The 18,938-nt window shown below is 67.0% G+C and carries 14 protein-coding genes and 1 riboswitch; of the genes, 9 read left to right on the forward strand and 5 right to left on the reverse strand.

Annotated features, from left to right (window positions below; all coding sequences use genetic code 11):
- Nucleotides 1-163: 163 nt before the first annotated feature.
- Together KHN93_RS20525 and KHN93_RS20530 are read left to right on the forward strand one after the other, a co-directional pair.
- On the forward strand, nucleotides 164-727 hold the full coding sequence (locus tag KHN93_RS20525; protein ID WP_212579691.1) for a peroxiredoxin family protein: 564 nt from the start codon (nucleotides 164-166) through the stop codon (nucleotides 725-727).
- Nucleotides 728-730: 3 nt separating this feature from the next.
- On the forward strand, nucleotides 731-934 hold the full coding sequence (locus KHN93_RS20530; RefSeq protein WP_016901788.1) for a hypothetical protein: 204 nt from the start codon (nucleotides 731-733) through the stop codon (nucleotides 932-934).
- 100 nt (nucleotides 935-1,034) lie between these two features.
- Here the strand turns inward: KHN93_RS20530 and KHN93_RS20535 are convergent, their stop codons facing one another.
- The gene (locus tag KHN93_RS20535) at nucleotides 1,035-2,663 is read right to left on the reverse strand and encodes a family 43 glycosylhydrolase (RefSeq protein WP_211921262.1); all 1,629 of its coding nucleotides are present in this window, start codon (nucleotides 2,661-2,663) and stop codon (nucleotides 1,035-1,037) included.
- A gap of 337 nt (nucleotides 2,664-3,000) precedes the next feature.
- On the opposite strand from KHN93_RS20535, the gene KHN93_RS20540 reads away from it, so the two are divergent.
- From KHN93_RS20540 to KHN93_RS20560, 5 genes are all read left to right on the forward strand, one after another.
- Nucleotides 3,001-4,026: an aldo/keto reductase gene (locus KHN93_RS20540; RefSeq protein ID WP_211921264.1), complete on the forward strand. Its 1,026-nt coding sequence runs from the start codon at nucleotides 3,001-3,003 to the stop codon at nucleotides 4,024-4,026.
- Nucleotides 4,023-4,895 carry an amidohydrolase family protein gene (locus tag KHN93_RS20545; protein WP_211921266.1) on the forward strand — a complete coding sequence of 291 codons (873 nt, stop codon included), beginning with the start codon at nucleotides 4,023-4,025 and terminating at the stop codon, nucleotides 4,893-4,895. Before KHN93_RS20540 ends, KHN93_RS20545 begins: the two co-directional genes overlap by 4 nt.
- Nucleotides 4,892-5,662, forward strand: coding sequence for an SDR family oxidoreductase (locus KHN93_RS20550; protein WP_039521219.1), 771 nt, complete (start codon nucleotides 4,892-4,894; stop codon nucleotides 5,660-5,662). Before KHN93_RS20545 ends, KHN93_RS20550 begins: the two co-directional genes overlap by 4 nt.
- A 158-nt stretch (nucleotides 5,663-5,820) precedes the next feature.
- Nucleotides 5,821-6,678, forward strand: coding sequence for a fumarylacetoacetate hydrolase family protein (locus KHN93_RS20555; protein ID WP_047127638.1), 858 nt, complete (start codon nucleotides 5,821-5,823; stop codon nucleotides 6,676-6,678).
- Nucleotides 6,679-7,249: 571 nt separating this feature from the next.
- Nucleotides 7,250-8,569, forward strand: a complete 1,320-nt coding sequence (locus KHN93_RS20560; protein ID WP_211921268.1) for an L-fuconate dehydratase — start codon at nucleotides 7,250-7,252, stop codon at nucleotides 8,567-8,569.
- A gap of 261 nt (nucleotides 8,570-8,830) precedes the next feature.
- Here KHN93_RS20560 and KHN93_RS20565 read toward each other — a convergent pair whose 3' ends face one another.
- Both KHN93_RS20565 and fucP read right to left on the reverse strand, forming a co-directional pair.
- Entirely contained in the window at nucleotides 8,831-9,199 is a 369-nt protein-coding gene (locus KHN93_RS20565) for an L-fucose mutarotase (protein WP_102584147.1), read from the reverse strand.
- A complete protein-coding gene (fucP, locus tag KHN93_RS20570) occupies nucleotides 9,196-10,503 on the reverse strand; it encodes an L-fucose:H+ symporter permease (RefSeq protein ID WP_104560314.1) in 1,308 nt (435 codons plus the stop codon). Before fucP ends, KHN93_RS20565 begins: the two co-directional genes overlap by 4 nt.
- Nucleotides 10,504-10,683: 180 nt before the next feature.
- Between fucP and KHN93_RS20575 the strand changes: the two genes are divergently transcribed.
- Entirely contained in the window at nucleotides 10,684-11,433 is a 750-nt protein-coding gene (locus KHN93_RS20575; protein ID WP_016901778.1) for an IclR family transcriptional regulator, read from the forward strand.
- Between the two features lie 598 nt (nucleotides 11,434-12,031).
- Nucleotides 12,032-12,194: riboswitch (yybP-ykoY riboswitch) on the forward strand.
- 12 nt (nucleotides 12,195-12,206) lie between these two features.
- A complete protein-coding gene (locus KHN93_RS20580) occupies nucleotides 12,207-12,791 on the forward strand; it encodes a manganese efflux pump MntP (protein ID WP_104560433.1) in 585 nt (194 codons plus the stop codon).
- 95 nt (nucleotides 12,792-12,886) lie between these two features.
- Here the strand turns inward: KHN93_RS20580 and KHN93_RS20585 are convergent, their stop codons facing one another.
- Together KHN93_RS20585 and KHN93_RS20590 are read right to left on the reverse strand one after the other, a co-directional pair.
- Complete coding sequence (locus KHN93_RS20585; RefSeq protein WP_102581244.1) at nucleotides 12,887-16,336, reverse strand: hybrid sensor histidine kinase/response regulator; 3,450 nt, start codon at nucleotides 16,334-16,336, stop codon at nucleotides 12,887-12,889.
- Nucleotides 16,337-16,543: 207 nt separating this feature from the next.
- The gene (locus KHN93_RS20590) at nucleotides 16,544-18,898 is read right to left on the reverse strand and encodes a GH36-type glycosyl hydrolase domain-containing protein (protein ID WP_212579692.1); all 2,355 of its coding nucleotides are present in this window, start codon (nucleotides 18,896-18,898) and stop codon (nucleotides 16,544-16,546) included.
- Between the last annotated feature and the right edge of the window lie 40 nt (nucleotides 18,899-18,938).

Consider the following 18,938-nt stretch of genomic DNA (forward strand, 5'->3'; position numbering starts at 1 on the left):
ACTGGCAAGCCCAAGCGCAGCGGCGTGACCGCCTCCACAACCCCGCACCGCGCGACATCGCAGTTGTCGATATCACCATTGACCATCAGCTCATGCCTGGGCAAGGCTCGGGCTTGATGACGCTACTGGAGCTGGCATGGCGCGACGTTTCCCCTGGCTCTGGATCGGGCTGCTGATTGCCTGTGCATTGATCGCCGTGCTGGCATGGCAGAACAAGCAGCTGCGCGCCCAGCAGCAGTTGCTGCAGGCCCGCGTCAGCGCGCCGTATGACGGCATGTACGTGCCGCGCATCGAGGTCACCGATACCGCCGGCCAGCGTCATCTGCTCGGCGTACCGCAGGGACAGGCGCAGGTGCTGTTCTTCTTCACCACCACCTGCCCGTATTGCCAGCGCTCGGCACCCACCGTGCTGCGTGCAGCGCAGCAGTTACAGGCCAATCTACCCGGCCGTCCACAGTTGCTCGGCGTGTGCCAGTGCGACGCGACGCAGGCTGCGCGCTATGCGCATGTGCATGGCTTTGATTTTCCGGTGGTCACGTTGACCGATCGTCGCGCGTTGATGCTGTTTCGCGCGCGCAACGTGCCACTGCTGTTGGCCATCGACGGGCAGGGGCGCGTGCGCCATTCCCGTCTTGGCGTCTTCGATACCACGGAGCAGGTGCAGGACCTGGTCGCCGCCTTGCGCCGCACGGATGCGCCAGCGGCTTTGGCAACGGTGAAGGAGTAATGCATGAAGAAGCGTTGGGGTACCTTGCGGACGGCGTTGATGGCGGCCACGTTCCTGGCCAGTACCGGTTTCGGTGCGTTCCAGGTGATGGCGGTCGATAACGCACAGCCGAAGACCGAATCGTGTAGTGCGTGGGCCTGCAAAGCCGAATGTCCGGAGTTTGGCGGCGACCTGGGGCAGGGCAACGTCTGCTACTGCTGCGGCTGACAGCGGCTATCACACCTACTGCGCAGTTCAGCCTCATCAGTCGCTTTAGGTCTGACGGCGGGGTCCCCCCGGGCCCCGCCGTTTGCCGGCAGCACCGCGCTCAGCGCAGCGCGCGATAGCGGAAATCGCGCAACACCACTGCGCCCTGCTGCGCGGCGTAGATGCCGAGCTGCAGGCTCAGGAAGCCGCCGAACACGTTGTGGTGGAAGCCGGACATTTCCATGCGCGTCGGGTGGCGGATCCACTGCCGGCCCTGGTCGAACGAATAGTCGAAGGTGACCACATGCGCCTCGTTGCCCAGACGCAGGCGGATGCGTCGGTGCGTGTTGGGCGCGCGTGCCCACACCAACTCTTCAGAGTACTCATAGGTCTTGATGGTGTCAGGCGTAACACCGATGCCGACGAAGGCCTTGTGGTTGTAGAACAGCAACAGGCCGCCCTCGGCATTGCCGATGAGTTCCAGCGTGACCTCGGCGACGTAGCCGCGATCGGGCACGCCGCAGGTCAGTGGCGAGCTGTCGGCCGGCGAGCTGCCGGAACAGGCCAGCGTGAGCGACCGATCTGCCCGTTGCACGCGCGCCTGCTCGCCGGGCCCGGGCGCATGCAGGCTCCATTGGGTGCCGAACCTGTCGCTGGAAAAATCGTCCGACAAGGCGAAACCGCTGAGCGCCGCGTTGCCGGTGGCGTTTGCGCGTGCAGGCGTGGGCAATGGCCTGGACAGATCGCCACCGGTGGCGCGGAACCAGCCATCGGCGGTCCACTCGATCGGCTCCAGCAGGGTCTGCCGGCCCAGCGTGCGGAAGCCGTTTTCGTAGCCGTGATAGACCATCCACCAATCGCCACGCGGCCCTTCCACCAGCGTGGCATGCCCGCGCGACCACCACGGCTCCTGCTCGGACTGGGTGCGTACCAGCGGGTTGTGTGGGCAGTGCTCCCACGGCCCGTGCACCGAGCGCGCACGCGCGGCGATGACCATGTGCCCGGTGACCGGACCGGCGGTGCCGCCGACTGCGGTGACCAGGTACAACCAACCGTCGTGCCAGGTCAGCTTGGGGCCTTCGGGGGCGAAGTTCTCCACGATCCATTCATCGGGATAGCGCCAGGGCGCGTAGGCCGGTTCCACCTGCCCGTCGGTGGCCAGGCCGTCGTCGCGCAGGCGCAGCTTGCGGATGCCGTTGACGAACAGGTAGCGCTTGCCGTCCTCGCCCAGCACATGGCCGGGGTCGATGCAGCCGGCGATCTGCAGATCGATCGGGTCGCTCCAGGGTCCGCGGATGTCGTCGGCCCAGATCACGAAGATCGACCAGCCGGTGTCGTCCGGATTGGCCGGGATATAGATGAAATAGCGGCCATCGTGCTTGCACAGGTCCAGTGCCCAGATCGTGCCCAGCTGCTTGCGCAGCGCCGGGCCGATCGGCGTCCAGTTGACCAGGTCGGTGGAATGCCACAGCACGATGCCTGGATAGGAAAGGAACGACGAAAACGTCATGTAGTAGTCGTCGCCATCCTTGAGGATGGTGGGGTCGGGGTGATCGCCGGCCACGATGGGATTGAGGTAAGTGCCGTTGCCCAGGTCTGCCTTGCGCTGGCCTTCGATGCCGCGCGCCCACTGCGGGGTGCGGGTGCAGGCCGCGCGCGCGTCGCCCGTCAGTGCGCTCGGCGACAGCGGGGCGACGACGGCGCCGGCGGCAAGCACCTTGAACAGGTCCCGGCGGGTGGTGGTTGGCATGGGTGCGCGTTCGTGCGGGACGGGCTGGTATCTAGCCCCAGGTATCGGACCGGGGCAACCGCGCAGGCGGCGTTATAGGAAGCGCTCATGCCAGCTGCGGATTTCGACATAGATCAGCTGCCACGGCGTGCGGAGCTTGCAAACGGCAAGGTGCTGGAATCCATGCAGGACCCACGTGCTGAACGCCGCCAGCTGCGATGCTGCACTGCAGCGTGATCTGTTCACTTATGATTGCGATATTCATATGCGAACAGTCCGGCACCGGCCGGCTGGTGGACGTTGCGATGCCCAGTGACTGCTTCAACGATTGCCTGAGCACCTGTTCGGCGACCGCCCGATGCGCGGAGCGTGCAGCGTGACCATTGCACGGCAGCGTCTGGGCAAGACCGACGTGCAGCTCTCGGCACTGGGCTTTGGCGCCGCGCCGATCGGCAATCTGTATGCCGAGGTCGCTGAGGACCAGGCACTGGCCGCCGTGGCGGCTGCGTTCGAGGCCGGCATCCGCCATTTCGATACCGCGCCGTACTACGGCTACGGGCTGAGCGAGACCCGCCTGGGCCGCGGCCTGGCCGGTGTGCCGCGCGGCGCCTATACGCTGTCGACCAAGGTCGGCCGCTGCATCTACGACGATGCGCAGGCCGCCGCCGGGCGCGACGGCTTTGCGGTGGCGGGCCGCCGCGCCGAGTTCGACTACAGCGCCGACGGCGTGCGGCGCGCGTTCGCCTCCAGCCTGGAGCGCCTGGGCACCGACTACGTCGACGTGCTGCTGTTGCACGACATCGGTGCGCTGACCCACGGCGACAACCACGCCAACGTGCTGCGCCAGGCCTTGGAGGAGGCCTTGCCGGCGATGGCGGAGCTGAAGGCGGCCGGTGTCTGCGGTGCGATCGGGCTGGGCGTCAACGAGCAGGACGTGGCACTGGAGGTGCTGCCACGCTTTCCGCTCGACTGCGTGATGCTGGCCGGCCGCTACACGCTGCTGGAACAGCACGGCGCCCGCGCCCTGCTCGAGCAGGCGCAGCAACGCAACGTGGCGATCCTGTCGGCCGGCCCGTACAGCTCCGGCCTGCTCAGCGACGCACGCGGCCCCGGCGCCACCTACAACTACGCCCCGGTCGACGCCGCCACCCTGCAGCATGCGCAGCGCCTGTACGCGGCCTGCGCAGCATTCGAGGTGGATATCGGCGCGGCGGCGTTGCAGTTTCCGCTGGCACATCCGGCGGTGACCACGGTGGTGGCCGGCATGCGGACGGTGGCCGAGGTGCAATCGGCCGCCGCGCGCCTGCAGGTGCCAATCGCACCGGCACTGTGGCAGCGCCTGCGCGATGGCGGCCTGCTCGACGCCGACCTGCCCACGCCATGAGCCGCATCGACGCACACCTGCATTTCTGGCAGCTGGCCCGTGGCGATTACCACTGGCTGACGCCCGAGCTGGCGCCGCTGTATCGCGACTTCGGCCCCGCCGATATCGGTCAGGCGCTGGACGCTGCCGATATTGAGGGCGTGGTGGTGGTGCAGGCGGCCGCGACCGAGGCCGAGACCCGTTACCTGTTCGAGCTGGCGCGCGCCGATGCGCGTATTGCCGGCGTGGTCGGTTGGGTCGATTTCGCCGCGCCGGACGCCGCCGCGCGCATCGACGCACTGGTGCAGGCCGGCGGCGGCGTGCTCAAGGGCCTGCGCCCGATGGTGCAGGACATCGCCGATGTGCAATGGCTGGCCCAACCCGAACTGGATGCTGCCTTCGACGCCCTGCTCGCGCACGACCTGGCCTTCGACGCCCTGATCCGCAGCGTGCATGTGCCGGCGCTGCAGGCACGCCTGAAGCGTCACCCTGACTTGCGCGTGGTCATCGATCACGGCGGCAAGCCGCAGATCGCCGCAGGCGAATTCGTCGCCTGGGCCGCCGGCATGGCCGCGCTGGCCCAGCATCCCAATGTGCACTGCAAACTCTCCGGCCTGCTCACCGAAGCAGCGCGCGGCGCCGGCGTGGAGGCGCTGGCACCGTATGTCGCGCATCTGTTCGCACGCTTCGGCCCGCAGCGTGTGCTGTGGGGCAGCGACTGGCCGGTGCTGACCCAGCGTGCCGATTACGCGCAGTGGTTCGACATCGCACAGCAGCTGGTCGCCACATACGCCGACGGCCATGCCGGAGCGGTGTTCGGCGACAACGCACGCACGTTCTATCGTCTGCCACGGCCGGCGGCCCCCACCCACGGAACCTCTTCGGTATGACTGTCTCGATCCCTGCAACTCCCAACGACCGCCTGCATGGCAAGCGCTGCCTGATCACCGCCGCCGGCGCCGGCATCGGCCGCGAAAGCGCGCTGGCCTGCGCACGCGCCGGTGCGCAGGTGATCGCCACCGATATCGACGCCGCTGCCCTGCAGGCGCTGGCGGCCGAATCGGAGGCCATCACCACCCAGCTGCTGGATGTCACCGACGCGGCGGCGGTTGCCGCACTGGTCGCGGCACACGGCCCGTTCGATGTGCTGTTCAACTGCGCAGGCTTCGTGCACCAGGGCAGCATTCTCGATTGCGACGAGCCGGCCTGGCGGCGCTCGTTCTCGATCAACGTCGATGCGATGTACTACACCTGCAAGGCGGTGTTGCCGGGCATGCTCGAACGCGGCCGCGGCAGCATCATCAACATGTCCTCGGTGGCCTCCAGCATCAAGGGCGTGCCCAACCGCTTCGTCTATGGCGTGACCAAGGCCGCCGTGATCGGCCTGAGCAAGGCCATTGCCGCCGATTACGTGGCCCAGGGCGTGCGTTGCAACGCGATCTGCCCCGGCACCATCAAGACCCCGTCGCTGGGCCAGCGCGTCAAGGCGCTGGGCGGCGACGAACAGGCGGTGTGGAAGAGCTTCACCGACCGCCAGCCGATGGGCCGCCTGGGCGACCCGCGCGAAATCGCGCAGCTGGTGGTGTACCTGGCCTCGGACGAATCGTCGTTCACCACCGGCCAGACCCACATCATCGATGGCGGCTGGTCCAACTGAGCGCGGCAACGCACCGCCGTGCCGCGCACCGCAACGTGGACGGCCAGTGCCGGATGCGACTTGTAGTGGCTTGATTTGAGCACGCCGTCCTTATCCACCCGATGCATGCGCGCCAGCGTTGCTGGCCGCTCCATTCCTCACCTGCAAAGGAAGACTGCATGAAACTCGTACGCGTTGGCGCCCCCGGCCAGGAACGTCCTGGCCTGATCGATGGCGAAGGCCGCATCCGCGATTTGAGCGGCGTGATCGACGATGTGGCCGGCGAGCACATCACCAATGCCGGCCTGGACAAACTGCGTGCGCTGGACGTGTCCACGCTGCCGCTGCTCGAAGGCGAGCTGCGCTATGGCGCCGCAGTGGGGCAGATCGGCAAGTTCATCTGCGTGGGGTTGAACTACGCCGACCACGCGGCCGAATCGGGCATGGACGTGCCCAAGATGCCGATCCTTTTCATGAAGGCCACCACTGCGGTGACCGGCCCCAACGACACCGTGATCATCCCGCGCGGCTCGGTCAAGAGCGACTGGGAAGTGGAACTGGGCGTGGTGATCGGCGATGTGGCGCGCGATGTCTCGGTGGACGAAGCACTGAACCACGTCGCCGGCTACGCAGTCATTAACGATCTGTCCGAGCGCGAGTTCCAGCTCGAACATGGCGGCCAGTGGGTCAAGGGCAAGAGCGCCGACACCTTCGGCCCGATCGGCCCATGGCTGGTCACCCGCGATGAAATCGCCGACCCGCAGAACCTGTCGATGTGGCTGGAGGTCAACGGCCACCGCTACCAGAACGGCAGCACCCGCACGATGGTGTTCGGCGTGGCCGAACTGGTCAGCCACATCAGCCGCTACATGACGCTGATGCCGGGCGATGTGATCAGCACCGGCACCCCGCCGGGCGTGGGCCTGGGCCAGAAGCCGCCGGTGTACCTGAAGCCGGGCGACGTGATGGAGCTGGAGATCGAAGGCCTGGGCCGCCAGCGCCAGCCGGTGGTGGCGCATCCGCGTGATGCGGCCTGAGGCCATCGCCTTCCCGAACCTAGGTTCTCGAAGAAAAGATTGAGTGAAAGTAAGTGGCTAAGTATCCGCACGAAGCAGCCCAAAGCCCCTCTCCCCTCGGGGCACTAGGGCACGGCTTGCGCGCCTCTGGCGCGCGTGCGTTGGTGCGCCCGCGCCGCAAGCGCGGGCCGGGGCGCGTAGCGGGGTTGGGGTGAGGGTACGTAGCGACATATCCAAGCAGTTCGTCGCGATGTGCGTTTGCCGTCAGGCGTGACATGTCGGCATGTGTGTTGATGTGTCATGCGCAAATTTTTTAGGCGATGTGCGAGGGCGTTGAACTTCTAAGCGCTGTCGCGCGTTGATATCCACACGCAGTTGGTCGTGCAGTGATGCGTTGATCTGTGTTGTTCGTTGATCTGCGTTGCAAACGCATGCGTACCTGCAGCGCTTCAATACGGACGGTCGGCGCTTTGCGTCCGTACCCTCGCCCCAACCCCTCTCCCGGGGGGAGAGGGCTCTGGCGCCCGTTTCCGTTCTCCGTTTCCGTTTTATTTCGCGCGTTTTATTCCCGTTTCCATCGCCCAGGACTTCCATGAGCACCATCATCGCCCTCGACACCCACGACGTCCGCTTCCCCACCTCGCGCGAGCTGGATGGGTCGGATGCGATGAATCCGGATCCGGACTACTCGGCCGCCTACGTCGTGCTGCGCACCGATGCGCCGGATGACCTGGCCGGCTACGGCCTGGTGTTCACCATCGGCCGCGGCAACGATGTGCAGACCGCCGCGGTGGCCGCACTGGCCGAGCACGTGGTCGGCCTGTCGGTCGATGAGGTCATTGCCGATCTGGGTGCGTTCGCGCGCCGGCTCACCAACGACTCGCAGCTGCGCTGGCTGGGCCCGGAAAAGGGCGTGATGCACATGGCGATCGGCGCGGTGATCAACGCCGCCTGGGACCTGGCCGCACGCGCGGCGAAAAAGCCGCTGTGGCGCTATATCGCCGAGCTCAGCCCGGAGCAGTTGGTCGACACCATCGACTTCCGCTACCTCACCGACGCGCTCACCCGCGACGAAGCGCTGGCGATCCTGCGCGCTGCGCAACCGCAGCGTGCGCAACGCATCGCCACGCTGATCGAACAGGGCTATCCCGCCTACACCACCTCGCCCGGCTGGCTCGGCTACTCCGACGAAAAGCTGGTGCGTCTGGCAAAAGAAGCCGTCGCCGACGGCTTCCGCACCATCAAGCTCAAGGTCGGCGCCAACGTGCAGGACGACATCCGCCGCTGCCGCCTGGCGCGTGAGGCGATCGGCCCGGATATCGCGATGGCGGTGGACGCCAACCAGCGCTGGGACGTGGGCCCGGCGATCGACTGGATGCGCCAGCTGGCCGAATTCGACATCGCCTGGATCGAGGAACCGACCAGCCCGGACGACGTGCTCGGCCACGCCGCGATCCGCCAGGGCATCACCCCGGTGCCGGTCTCCACCGGCGAGCACACCCAGAACCGCGTGGTGTTCAAGCAGTTGCTACAGGCCGGCGCGGTGGACCTGATCCAGATCGACGCCGCGCGCGTGGGCGGCGTCAACGAAAACCTCGCCATCCTGCTGCTGGCCGCCAAGTTCAACATCCGCGTGTTCCCGCATGCCGGTGGCGTCGGCCTGTGCGAACTGGTGCAACACCTGGCCATGGCCGACTTCGTCGCCATCACCGGCAAGATGGAAGACCGCGCGATCGAATTCGTCGACCACCTGCACCAGCACTTCATCGACCCGGTACGCATCCGGCACGGCCGCTACCTGGCCCCGCAAGCCGCCGGCTTCTCCGCCGCGATGCGCCCGGCCTCCATCGCAGAATTCAGCTACCCCGACGGCCGCTTCTGGGTCGAAGACCTGGCCACGACAAAGGCCTAATCCAACGCACCGCCTCACCTAATCCCAGAATGTTGTAGGAGCGGCTCAAGCCGCGACAGGCTTTCCCGATTGCCCGATCGCGACCGAAGCCGCTTCTGCCTGGCGCATCTGCGATGCAGCCGTCACGCCTGCGCTGCGCCAATCACGCTGCGCCCGTAAAAGACACCTGTTTCGACGCCCGGCGGCAGCGGCAGCAAAGACACTCAAGACCAGCGCCCCACAACGGAGCCAACACATCCGCAAAAAACTCAGGCCAACACCCTAACCCTGCCCCGCTTCAACCGCCGCACTCAAGGCAAAAATCCGCCCGGCCTCGCGCCACTTCTCTCCCGGCGCACTGCCAGGCAACGGCTTTTGAAACCGCCACATCAAGTCTTCCCAGGCCTGGATACGCGGATCTGCCGCATCCCGCGCCGCCTTGGCCGCCGGATCGTAGTCGTCACCGACCTCCATCAGCATCACCAGGCGGTCGCCGCTGCGAAAGATCTCCAGCTCCTGGATGCCGGCCTGCTGCAGCGAGGCCACCACTTCCGGCCAGACCTCGCTGGGCCGATGCCAACGCTCGTACTCGGCGATCAACTGCGGATCGTCGTGCAGATCCAGCACGTAACACAGACGCCGCGTGCTCATGCGCCCACTCCTGCAACCACCGGCGCAGCGCGGCGCGCACGCAACGCGAACAGCAGGATCACCGCAAAGCACCCGCCCGGCACCACCATCGCCCAATGGATACCGGCCATGTCCGATACGGCACCCATCACTGCCGTCAGCAGCGCGCCACCGATGATCGACATCACCAGCAACGACGAGCCCAGCTTGCGCGCATCGTCATGCATGCCATCCAGACCCAGCGCGAAGATGGTCGGGAACATCACCGACATGAACACGCTTGCGGCCACCAGCGCGTACAAGCCGGTCCAACCCGGCAACGCGATGGCAACGGCGCACAACACCAGATTGATCGTGGCAAAACTCGCCAGCAACCTGGCCGGCGCCAGATAGCGCAACAGTGCGGTGCCGATGAAGCGGCCGGCCATGAACAGCACCAGCGAGATGGTCAGGTAGGTGGCGGCGGTTTTTTCGGGCGTGCCCGGCACCGCATCCTGCAGATAGCGGATCAGATAACTCCAGATACCGACCTGCGCACCCACGTAGAAAAACTGCGCCACCACCGAAAACATGAAGCGCCGATTGCGCAGCAGTTCGCCGAAGCGTGCACGCTTGGGCGCCACGCCGCTCTCGCTCTCCGGCGCGCCGGTGGGAAAGCGCACCAGCGCGATCAGGATCGCCCACAACACCACCACGGCGCCGATGATCAGATAGGGCGTCTGCACGGCTGAGGATTCGGCGGCAAAGAACGCCTCGCGCGCGGCGGGCGCCATTGCCGCCAGTTCGGCCGGCGTGTGTTCCACCCCGGAGAAGATGAAGTGCTGGCCCACCAGCACGCCGGTGATCGAGCCCAAGGGGTTGAATGCCTGGGCCAGATTCAAGCGCCGCGCCGCGCCTTCTGCCGGGCCGAGCACGGTCACCAGCGGATTGGCGGTGGTTTCCAGGAAGGCCAGGCCGCTGGCGATCACGAACAAGGCCAGTAGGAACAGCCAGTAGGTATGCACCTGCGCAGCCGGATAGAACAGGAACGCGCCGCACGCATACAGCAGCAGGCCCAGCACCACCGCCGCCTTGTAGCTGTAGCGGCGCATGAACATCGCCGCCGGCATCGCGAACACGAAATAGCCCAGGTAGAACGCGCTCTGGACAAGACCTGCCTGCAGGTCGGTCAGCTCGAAGGCCTTCTTGAACTGCTTGATCAGGATGTCGTTGAGGTTGTTGGCCATGCCCCACAAAAAGAACAGGCTGACGATCAACAACAGGGGAACCATGGCGGTACGCGCCAGGTTGCCGCGCGGTGACGCGGCAATGTCACTGTGATGCATGCGACCGATCCCCTCCCAAGGCTGTGGCGCTTGCGTTGCTGTGCGGCGAGCCTACTGCGCACGCCAGCGCCATGCAAATATAAAAACTTTGTTTATATTTGCACGCAAGCGCCACATCTCACCGCAGCCCGCGATGCCTGTACCCTGGCGCGCCGCAGCCTTGCCTGGAGCCGCAAACGGATGAGCACCGAACCCGCCAAGTACCGCGCCCCCGCCCTGGACAAGGGTCTGGACATCCTCGAGCTGCTCGCCCGCCAGGCGCAGCCGATGAGCATGGGCGCGATCTCGCAGGGCATCGGGCGCTCGCGCGGGGAGATCTTCCGCATGCTGCAGGTGCTGGAGGAGCGCGGTTATCTCACCCGCGACGGCGAGGGCGACTATGTATTGACCAATCGGTTGTTCATGCTCGGCATGCAGCAGCCGCAGGTGCAGAGCATCAGCGAAGCGGCACTACCGGTGATGCGGCGGCTGGCCGATGCGATCTATCAGCCCTGCCACCTGGTGGCGCCGTCCGGCGACCAGATCGTGGTGATCGCGCAGATGGACGTACCCAGCGACCTGGGCCTGGTGGTGCGCCCGGGCCACCGCCGCCCGTTGACCCATTCCAGCTCGGGGCTGGTGCTGTTCGCGTTCCAGCAGCCCGAGGTGCAGGCGCGCTGGCTGGACATGCTCGACGCCAGCGAGGTGCCGTTCGAGCGCGCGCAGTTCCTCGCCGCCGCCGCGCAGGCGCGCAACGACGGCTACGCCATGCAGCCCAGCGAAGCGGTGGTGGGCGTGGTCGACCTGACCGCACCGATCCTGCAACGCGGCAGCGCGACCTACACACTCACCGTGCCCTTCATCGCGCGCCGCCCCGAGCTGGTCGGCCCGCACGCGGCCTTGCAGGCCCTGTGCGCGGCAACGGCAGAGATCTCCGCCGCGTTGATGTAGCCGCGGCCCGCGCCGGGAGTCTGCGTCGGCGCTGGTGCTTCTTGTTGCTCGCTTCCGAAGGCTGACTTCTGCGGTCTATCCGCAGCGCAGCCGGCCCTGTGCGTGGAGCGCAGCGCGCTCTTTCCGCAGCGCTGCGATGGCAGCCTGACCATCGCACTCCACCCAACGGCTTCGCCAGCACGCGCGGCATCGCAAGCCGTGCAAATCCAGACGCCATGGAGATCGCGGCATCGTTGCCGATCGCTGCACTCCTGCACGACGTCGGGAAAGACAGCACGACGCAGGCGCTGGCTCACGCACGCGCAGCCAGACATGAGGCTTCCATCTCGCACTGCTTGCAGCACACCCCACATCAGCGGCTTTCCCGGCGTTTTTCGCTACCTGGGTCACCGGCATGCAGACCGTTCGTCGCTATAGCCAAGGCTATCGGGCGCCGCATCGCTCCGTTGCGTGAACACGCCTGCCTGGCTTTGATGCCTGAAAACAAGGCAAAAACCGCGTCACCCCTGCTCGCAATAGCCACGGCTATAAAGATCAGACCGACCTTCGCGTGCGCTGCAGACGCACCGGACGCGGCCATGCGTTGGTACACTGCGCGCCCCTTGGGGAGTAGCCTGCTTTCGCATCGTCGGAAGCGCCTGCATCAACATACTCGGCCGTTGCGCCGTGGTGCAGGCAACCAGTTCCGGTTTGGCGAGACCAGCGGCATGCGTGCACGACGAAGGTTGGCGCGGGCGCATGTCGTTGTGACCGTGCCCAACCCGAGAATGTCGATGTCCCCTTTTTCCATTGTTTTGATCGGTTTCGCGATGTCGACCGATGCGTTTGCCGCGGCTATCGGCAAGGGCGCGGCGATGCGCAAGCCGCAGTGGCGCGATGCGCTACGCGCCGGCTTGATCTTCGGCTGCATCGAGGCGATCACCCCGGTGATCGGCTGGCTGCTGGGACGCGCCGCGTCCAGCTATGTATCCGACTACGACCACTGGATCGCCTTCGTACTGCTCGGTGCGCTGGGCACGCACATGAGCGTGGCCGGGCTGCGAAACGATGCGGACGACGCTGAAGAAGCAACGTCCGAGACGCCGAAACGGCACGGCTTGCTCGCCCTGGCCACCACCGGTTTTGCCACCAGCATCGATGCGATGGCGGTCGGCGTGAGCCTGGCGTTTCTGGACGTGCATATCGGCGTGGTAGCGGTGGTGGTGGGGTTGTGCACCTTCAGCATGGTCACCGCAGGCGTCATGCTGGGCCGCGTGCTCGGCAACCTGATCGGCAAGCGCGCCGAGATCCTCGGCGGCTTGATCCTGGTGATCGTCGGCAGCGTCATCCTCTACGAACACCTGAGCGGCGCAGCGTAAGCACCTCCCTCGTAGGAGCGTGCCTGCGCGCGACCGGGCGTTACCGATAAAGCTTCGTCGCGCGCAGGCACGCTCCTACGCTGCAGTCGCACCGGTCAGCGCGTTTTCGCATCGTGATGCGCACTCAGGAACGCGCGTAACGAGGCCGGCTTCACCGGTTTGGTCAGCAGGCGATAGCCACGCGCACGCGCGAGCTGCTTGAGTTCGTCGCGGCCGTCGGCGGTGAGCAGGGCGCCGGCAATCGGCGCGGTGGCGACGGCCTGCAGCGCATCCAGCGTGTCCAGGCCATCGAGCCGGTCGTGCAGGTGGTAATCCACCAGCATCAGGTCCGGCTGTTCGCGCGCGCGTTCCAGCGCCTGATCCACGGTGCTGGCGGTGATCACCTCCACCTGCCAGCGACCGAGCAGCGCGCGCATGCCGTCGAGGATTTCGCGGTCGTTGTCCACGCACAGCACGCGCAGGCCCGCCAGCGAATCGCCGCTGGGCAGCGCGCGTGCAACGGCCACCGGCAGCACCGGCGGCAGCGGGACCGCCGCCACGCGCGGCAGCAGGATCGAGAACATGCTGCCGCGGCCGACTTGGCTGCGCGCGCTCAGGTCGTGGTCGAGTAGGCGCGAGATGCGCTGGCAGATCGACAGGCCCAGCCCCAGGCCCTGCTCGCCCCAGTCGAACGGCTGCTGATAGCGGCGGAATTCTTCGAAGATCTGCCGCATGTGGTGCTCGGGAATGCCCGGGCCGGTATCCCACACCTGCAGCTCCACGTGCTCGCCGCGGCCGCGCATGCCCAGCACGATGCGGCCCTGGCGCGTGTAGCGCAGCGCATTGGCGAGGAAGTTCTGCATCACCCGGCGCAGCAAGCGGCGGTCGCTGCGCACCCACAACGGGCGACTGTGCACCTGCAGCTGCAGGCCGCGGCTGGAAGCCACCGGCGCGTATTGCGCGGCCAGTTCGTGCATCAGCGCGCTGGCATCGAAATCCTCGACCGTGGGCCGCAGGCCGCCGGCATCCAGCCGCGAGACATCGAGCAGGCCATCGAGCAACTCCTCGGCCGCACGCAGCGAGGCATCCACGCGCTCGGCCAGATGGCGTTGTTCCTCGTTGTTCTGATGGCTCTCGCGCAGGGCCGAGGCAAACAGCCGCGCGGCATTGAGCGGCTGCAACACGTCGTGGCTGATCGCGGCCAGAAAGCGCGTCTTGGATTGCTGCGCCAGCTCGGCCTCGCGCGAGCGGTCGGCCACGCGCTGCTCCAGGTTCTCGTTGGCGTCCAGCAGCGCGCGTTCGGCACGCTTGTAGTCGGTGATGTCGTTGTAGCTGGTGACATAACCGCCGCCGGGCAGCGCCTGGCCGCGCATCTCGATCACCTTGCCGTCGCTGCGGGTGCGCTCGAACACATGCGGCGAGCCGGCGCGCATGTGGCGGATACGGCGATCGATCTGATCTTCGATATCACCCTCGCCCAGCTCGCCGCGCTCGGCGTTGTAGCGGATCAGATCGGCCACCGGGCGGCCGACATACAGCATGCCGTCCGGATAGCCGAACAGCTGCTGATAGCGGCGATTCCACGCGGTCAGGCGCATCTCCGGGTCGACCACGCTGACCGCGGCGCTGATGTTTTCCAGCGTGGTGGACAGGATCTCGCGATTGAAGCGCAGCTCCTGGCCGGCCTCGTCCAGCACCGCCACCACCTCGCCCAGGTCCATGCCCGAGCCGCGCAACAGGCTGGTCAGCACCAGGCGTGCGGAGGCCGCGCCGATCGAGGCGGCCAGCAGGCGTTCGGTGAACTGCACCCAGGCGCGGTCGGCCACCACGGTGGGTTGCAGCTCGCGCTCCAGCAGCACCGCCTGGTCGACGAAGGCGCGGTGCGCATGCCGCTCGCCCACCACGCGCTCGGCCAGGGCCTGCAGGTCGGCCACGCGCACATGCCCGGGCCAGTCGCCGGCCACCGCCGGCCGCTGTGCATACGGGTCCAGGAAGGGCGCGGCGCGCAGGCGTTCGTCCACTCCGGGGCGCCAGCGTGCGGAGACCAGCATCATCGCGCCGACATTGATCAGCAGCGACCAGAACGTGCCATGCGCCAGCGGGTCCCAGCCGCGCATGCCGAACAGCTGCTGCGGCTGCAACCAGGCGATGCCGAACGGCCCGTCCACCAGCCAGTCCGGCTGCAGCCAGCCCGCGCGCGTGGCGGCCGGCAGCAGCAGCGTGTAGATCCAGGTCATGAAGCCCAGCACCATGCCGGTCTCCACGCCCTTGCGGCTGGCGCCGCGCCAGTACAACCCGCCGATCACGCCGGGGGCGAACTGCGCCACCGCCGCAAAGGCCATCAGGCCGTAGGCCGCCAAGGTGGTGTCGTTGGCCACGCTGCGGTGGTAGCCGTAGGCGATCAGCGCCAGCAACAGGATGGCGACGCGGCGGATCCACAACACCCGCGAGGCCACCGCCGCGCGCGCATCGGCGCTGCCGCGGCGGCGCAGCAGCACCGGCATCACCAGGTCGTTGCTGACCATGGTGGCCAACGCGATGCTGGCCACGATCACCATGCCGGTGGCGGCCGAGAACCCGCCCACATAGGCCACCAATGCCAGCACGGTGTTGCCCTGGCTCAGCGGCAGCGCCAGCACCACCGCGTCGTCGACCACCGTGCTGCCCTTGCCGAACAAGGCCACGCCGGCCGATGCGATCGGCACCACCATCGCCGAGATGATCACCAGGTATGCACCGAACAACCAGCGCGCGCGACGGATGTCGCCGACGTCGCTGCATTCCACCACCGCCACATGGAACTGGCGCGGCAGGCAGATCACCGCCAGAAAGCTCAGCAAGGTCTGCGAAATGAAGCCCACCGACGGCGTGTGCTCGAACAAGGTGCGCGCCGAGTCGGCGATGGGCACCTGGTGGTCGCTCAGCCACACCCAGGCGAACAGGCCCACCGCGACGATGGCGATCAGCTTGATCACCGACTCCAGCGCGATCGCCAGCATCATGCCGCGGTGGTGTTCGGTGGCATCGACCTGGCGGGTGCCGAACAAGGTGGCGAACAAGGCCATCAACAGCGCCACGTACAACGCCGGATCGGCAAGGATGCCGCGCCCGGCACTGCTATGCCCGGTCAGCACCTCCAGGCTCATCGCCACCGCCTTGTACTGCAGCGCCAGGTACGGAACGATGCCGACCAGCGCAATCACCGCCACCAAGGCCGCCAGCCGCCGCGAGCGGCCATAGCGCGAGGAAATGAAATCGGCGATGGAGACGGTGTTTTCAGCGCGTGCGATCAGCGCCAGCCGCTCGATGATGCGCCAGCCGAACAGCAGCAACAGCAGTGGGCCCAGGTAGATCGGCAGATAGCCGATGCCGTTGCGCACCGCCGAGCCGACCGCGCCGTAGAAGGTCCACGACGAGCAGTACACCGCCAGCGCCAGGCTGTAGACCGCCGGCCGCAGCCACGGCCGCTCCGGGTACAGCGGACGACGGTCGCCCCACCAGGCCACGCCGAACAGCAGCACGGCATAGCCGACGGAAACCAGCAGCAGGATCCAGCTTGATACCAAGGGGCGTTCCTAGGCCAATGCGAACGGGGAGTTTACGCAGTGGGGAATCGGGAGTGGGGAACAGCCCGCCTGGCCGCACGTGCGTAGGAGCGCGCTTGCGCGCGACAGGGCACCGGCGGGAAAGCCTTATCGCGCGCAAGCGCGCTCCTACACCAGCTTGGCAGTTATCGCAGTTGCCCCAATCAGGCGCCGCACCTGGCGCGCCGCTCAGCCCGGTAGCCGCACCTGCACCTGGTACGTGCGTCCGGCGACAATGCCGTGAACGCGCTGGTCCGGGCAGGCTTCGCCGTCCACCAGCACCTCGATGTCGCGCCGCCCCGGTTCACGCGTCAGCGTCACCTCGAACTGCGCGCCGCGGAACTGGCGCGTCACCCGGGCCTGCGGCCAGTGCGAGGGCAGCTGCGGGCGGATCGCCAATGCATCGCCTTCGCCGACCAGGCCGAACAGCCCTTCCAGCACGCAGCGATACACCCAGGCCACCGTGCCGGTGTTGAACAGCTGGCTGGAACGCCCGGCGGTGCGCGGGTACTGGTGCCAGGCGCCGCGATAGTAGTTAGGCAGCGACACCGGCAGGTGGCCGCGCTGCAGCACGTCCTCGCGGGTGGGGCCGGGCAGCAGCGCGCGCAGGATCTCCCAGGCGCGGTCGGCTTCGCCGATCTGGTACAGGCTGTACAGGTAGAACGCCGCCGCGTGGTTGTAGACCGCGCCGTTTTCTGCGGCGCCCGGCCACTTCTGTGTCAGCCGGCCCACGTCATCGCGCATGTGCGTGTAGGCCGGGGCCAGCATCACCGGCCCGTACGGCGTATGCAGCTGCTCGCGCACCGCCTCCAGCAAGGCCTCGCGCTGCGCGCTATCGGCGGTGCCGGCCAGCAGCGCAAAGCTCTGCGGATTGAGATAGATGCGTCCTTCCACATCCTCGGCGATGCCGAAGCGCACGCCATCGTCGGTGATGCCGCGCGCATACCAGTTGCCGTCCCACAGCTCGCGGTTGGCATCGGCGTTGATCGCCTGCACGGCCTGCGCAAACGTCTCCGCCTGCGCGCTTCGCCCATGCGCTGCGCAGATGCCCGACCACAGCCGCAATGCATACGCGGTGGCCACGGTGAGCCAGCCGGACACGCCCTTGCCGCGCCAGCCGACCATGTTCATCGGGTCGCACCAATCGCCCTGCGCGATGAAACTCAAGCCACGGGCATCACGCGCGTCCAGCAGCCACTGCATCGCTGCATCAAGTCGCTCGGCCACGCTGAGCGCCTGTCCATCGTGCGTACGGACCACCGCATCGAGCACGCTGGCATCGCCGGTTTCGGCCAGATAGGCGCTCAGGAAGATCGGCAACCACACGCAGTGATCGGTATGCGGCACCTGGTTGATGTATTTGAGCTCGGCGCCTTCCACCAGCAGGATGCCGTCCGGCATCGCACCGCTGGGCTCCTGCTGCGAGAGCGCATGTAACAACGCCGCACGTGCAGTGGCCGGCTGCAGGTAGGCCATACCCATGTGGTCCTGCAGATAGTTGCGCGTCTGCGGATCGGTGGTCAGGCGATTGACGTCGCCGTGATAGAACACCTGCCGCGGCAGCCAATGGTTGACCAGGTTGTCCAGGGCCGGATCGGGCGTGGCGATCTGCGCGCAACCCCGCCCGCCCTGCAGATACTGCGCGTAATCGCGCGCGGCGGCGGCAAAGCCGGCTTCGGACAGATAACGCGCACGCAGCGCGGCGATCTCCGCATCGTCCTTGGCCGGCCCGAACGCGAAGCGGTACACGCTTGCCGCATCGGCATCCAGCGTCAGCCGATACTGCAACGCCGCGGCCGGGTTCTCGTAGTGCGCATCGCTGTTGCCCAGCTGCTCGGCCTGGATGGCCGAGGGCGCATGCAGGCCGCCCTCGCCTTCGAAGGCCATCTGCTGCGCATCCCAGGCCACCGGCGGCTGCTCGTGCAACAGGAAGGTGCAGTCCTTGAAATCGCGCTGACGGAAATAGTCGTCCACCTTCTGGTACGGCGCCACGCTACGGCAGACGATGCCGCCCAGCGCCGGCTCGTAAGCGCCGCCCTGATGCATCCACGACATGTAGCCGATCGGAAAGTAGGGGTACAGGCTGAGCCGGCGCGTACGTCCGGACTGGTTATGCACGCGGCATTCCCACAGCTCCACTGCATCGTCGGTGGGCAACGCCACGCACAGTTCCACCACGATGCCGTCGTGACGCACCCGCCAGCGCACATCGTGCTTGCCCGCGGAAAACGCGAACTGCTCCGGCGTTGCACGTACCGGTTCGTGCGGCACCGAATACAACGCACCGCTGTCTTCGTCCTTGAGATAGAAGAAGCGCCCGGGATGATGCGCGTAGTACGGCTGCTCGGGCATCATGAAGTTGCGCGCTTCCAGCAGCGGCGCATGCGCGTACTTGGCCGGCTCCGGCTGCATGAACTGGCCGGTGGCGTAACCACGGCAGGTCAGCTGCAGCATCATGCGGCGGTTCCACAGGAACCCGCCCGCGTTCGGCATCGCGGTGGGGCTGTAGAGCGCATAGCGCGTGCCGTCGGCGCTGGGCGCCAGCAACGCGGAAAGATCGTCGTGGGACGTGGACCTGGAATCA

The organism is Xanthomonas arboricola pv. juglandis, assembly GCF_905367715.1.
Lineage (GTDB): Bacteria > Pseudomonadota > Gammaproteobacteria > Xanthomonadales > Xanthomonadaceae > Xanthomonas > Xanthomonas arboricola.

What these genes read in the sequence shown, in the direction of transcription:
- KHN93_RS20575 (WP_016901778.1), top strand. Translation starts at nt 10,684, where the DNA reads ATGAGCACCGAACCCGCCAAGTACCGCGCCCCCGCCCTGGACAAGGGT.
- KHN93_RS20535 (WP_211921262.1), bottom strand. Translation starts at nt 2,663, where the DNA reads ATGCCAACCACCACCCGCCGGGACCTGTTCAAGGTGCTTGCCGCCGGC.
- KHN93_RS20550 (WP_039521219.1), top strand. Translation starts at nt 4,892, where the DNA reads ATGACTGTCTCGATCCCTGCAACTCCCAACGACCGCCTGCATGGCAAG.
- KHN93_RS20565 (WP_102584147.1), bottom strand. Translation starts at nt 9,199, where the DNA reads ATGAGCACGCGGCGTCTGTGTTACGTGCTGGATCTGCACGACGATCCG.
- KHN93_RS20580 (WP_104560433.1), top strand. Translation starts at nt 12,207, where the DNA reads ATGTCCCCTTTTTCCATTGTTTTGATCGGTTTCGCGATGTCGACCGAT.
- KHN93_RS20560 (WP_211921268.1), top strand. Translation starts at nt 7,250, where the DNA reads ATGAGCACCATCATCGCCCTCGACACCCACGACGTCCGCTTCCCCACC.
- KHN93_RS20530 (WP_016901788.1), top strand. Translation starts at nt 731, where the DNA reads ATGAAGAAGCGTTGGGGTACCTTGCGGACGGCGTTGATGGCGGCCACG.
- fucP (WP_104560314.1), bottom strand. Translation starts at nt 10,503, where the DNA reads ATGCATCACAGTGACATTGCCGCGTCACCGCGCGGCAACCTGGCGCGT.
- KHN93_RS20555 (WP_047127638.1), top strand. Translation starts at nt 5,821, where the DNA reads ATGAAACTCGTACGCGTTGGCGCCCCCGGCCAGGAACGTCCTGGCCTG.
- KHN93_RS20545 (WP_211921266.1), top strand. Translation starts at nt 4,023, where the DNA reads ATGAGCCGCATCGACGCACACCTGCATTTCTGGCAGCTGGCCCGTGGC.
- KHN93_RS20540 (WP_211921264.1), top strand. Translation starts at nt 3,001, where the DNA reads ATGCGCGGAGCGTGCAGCGTGACCATTGCACGGCAGCGTCTGGGCAAG.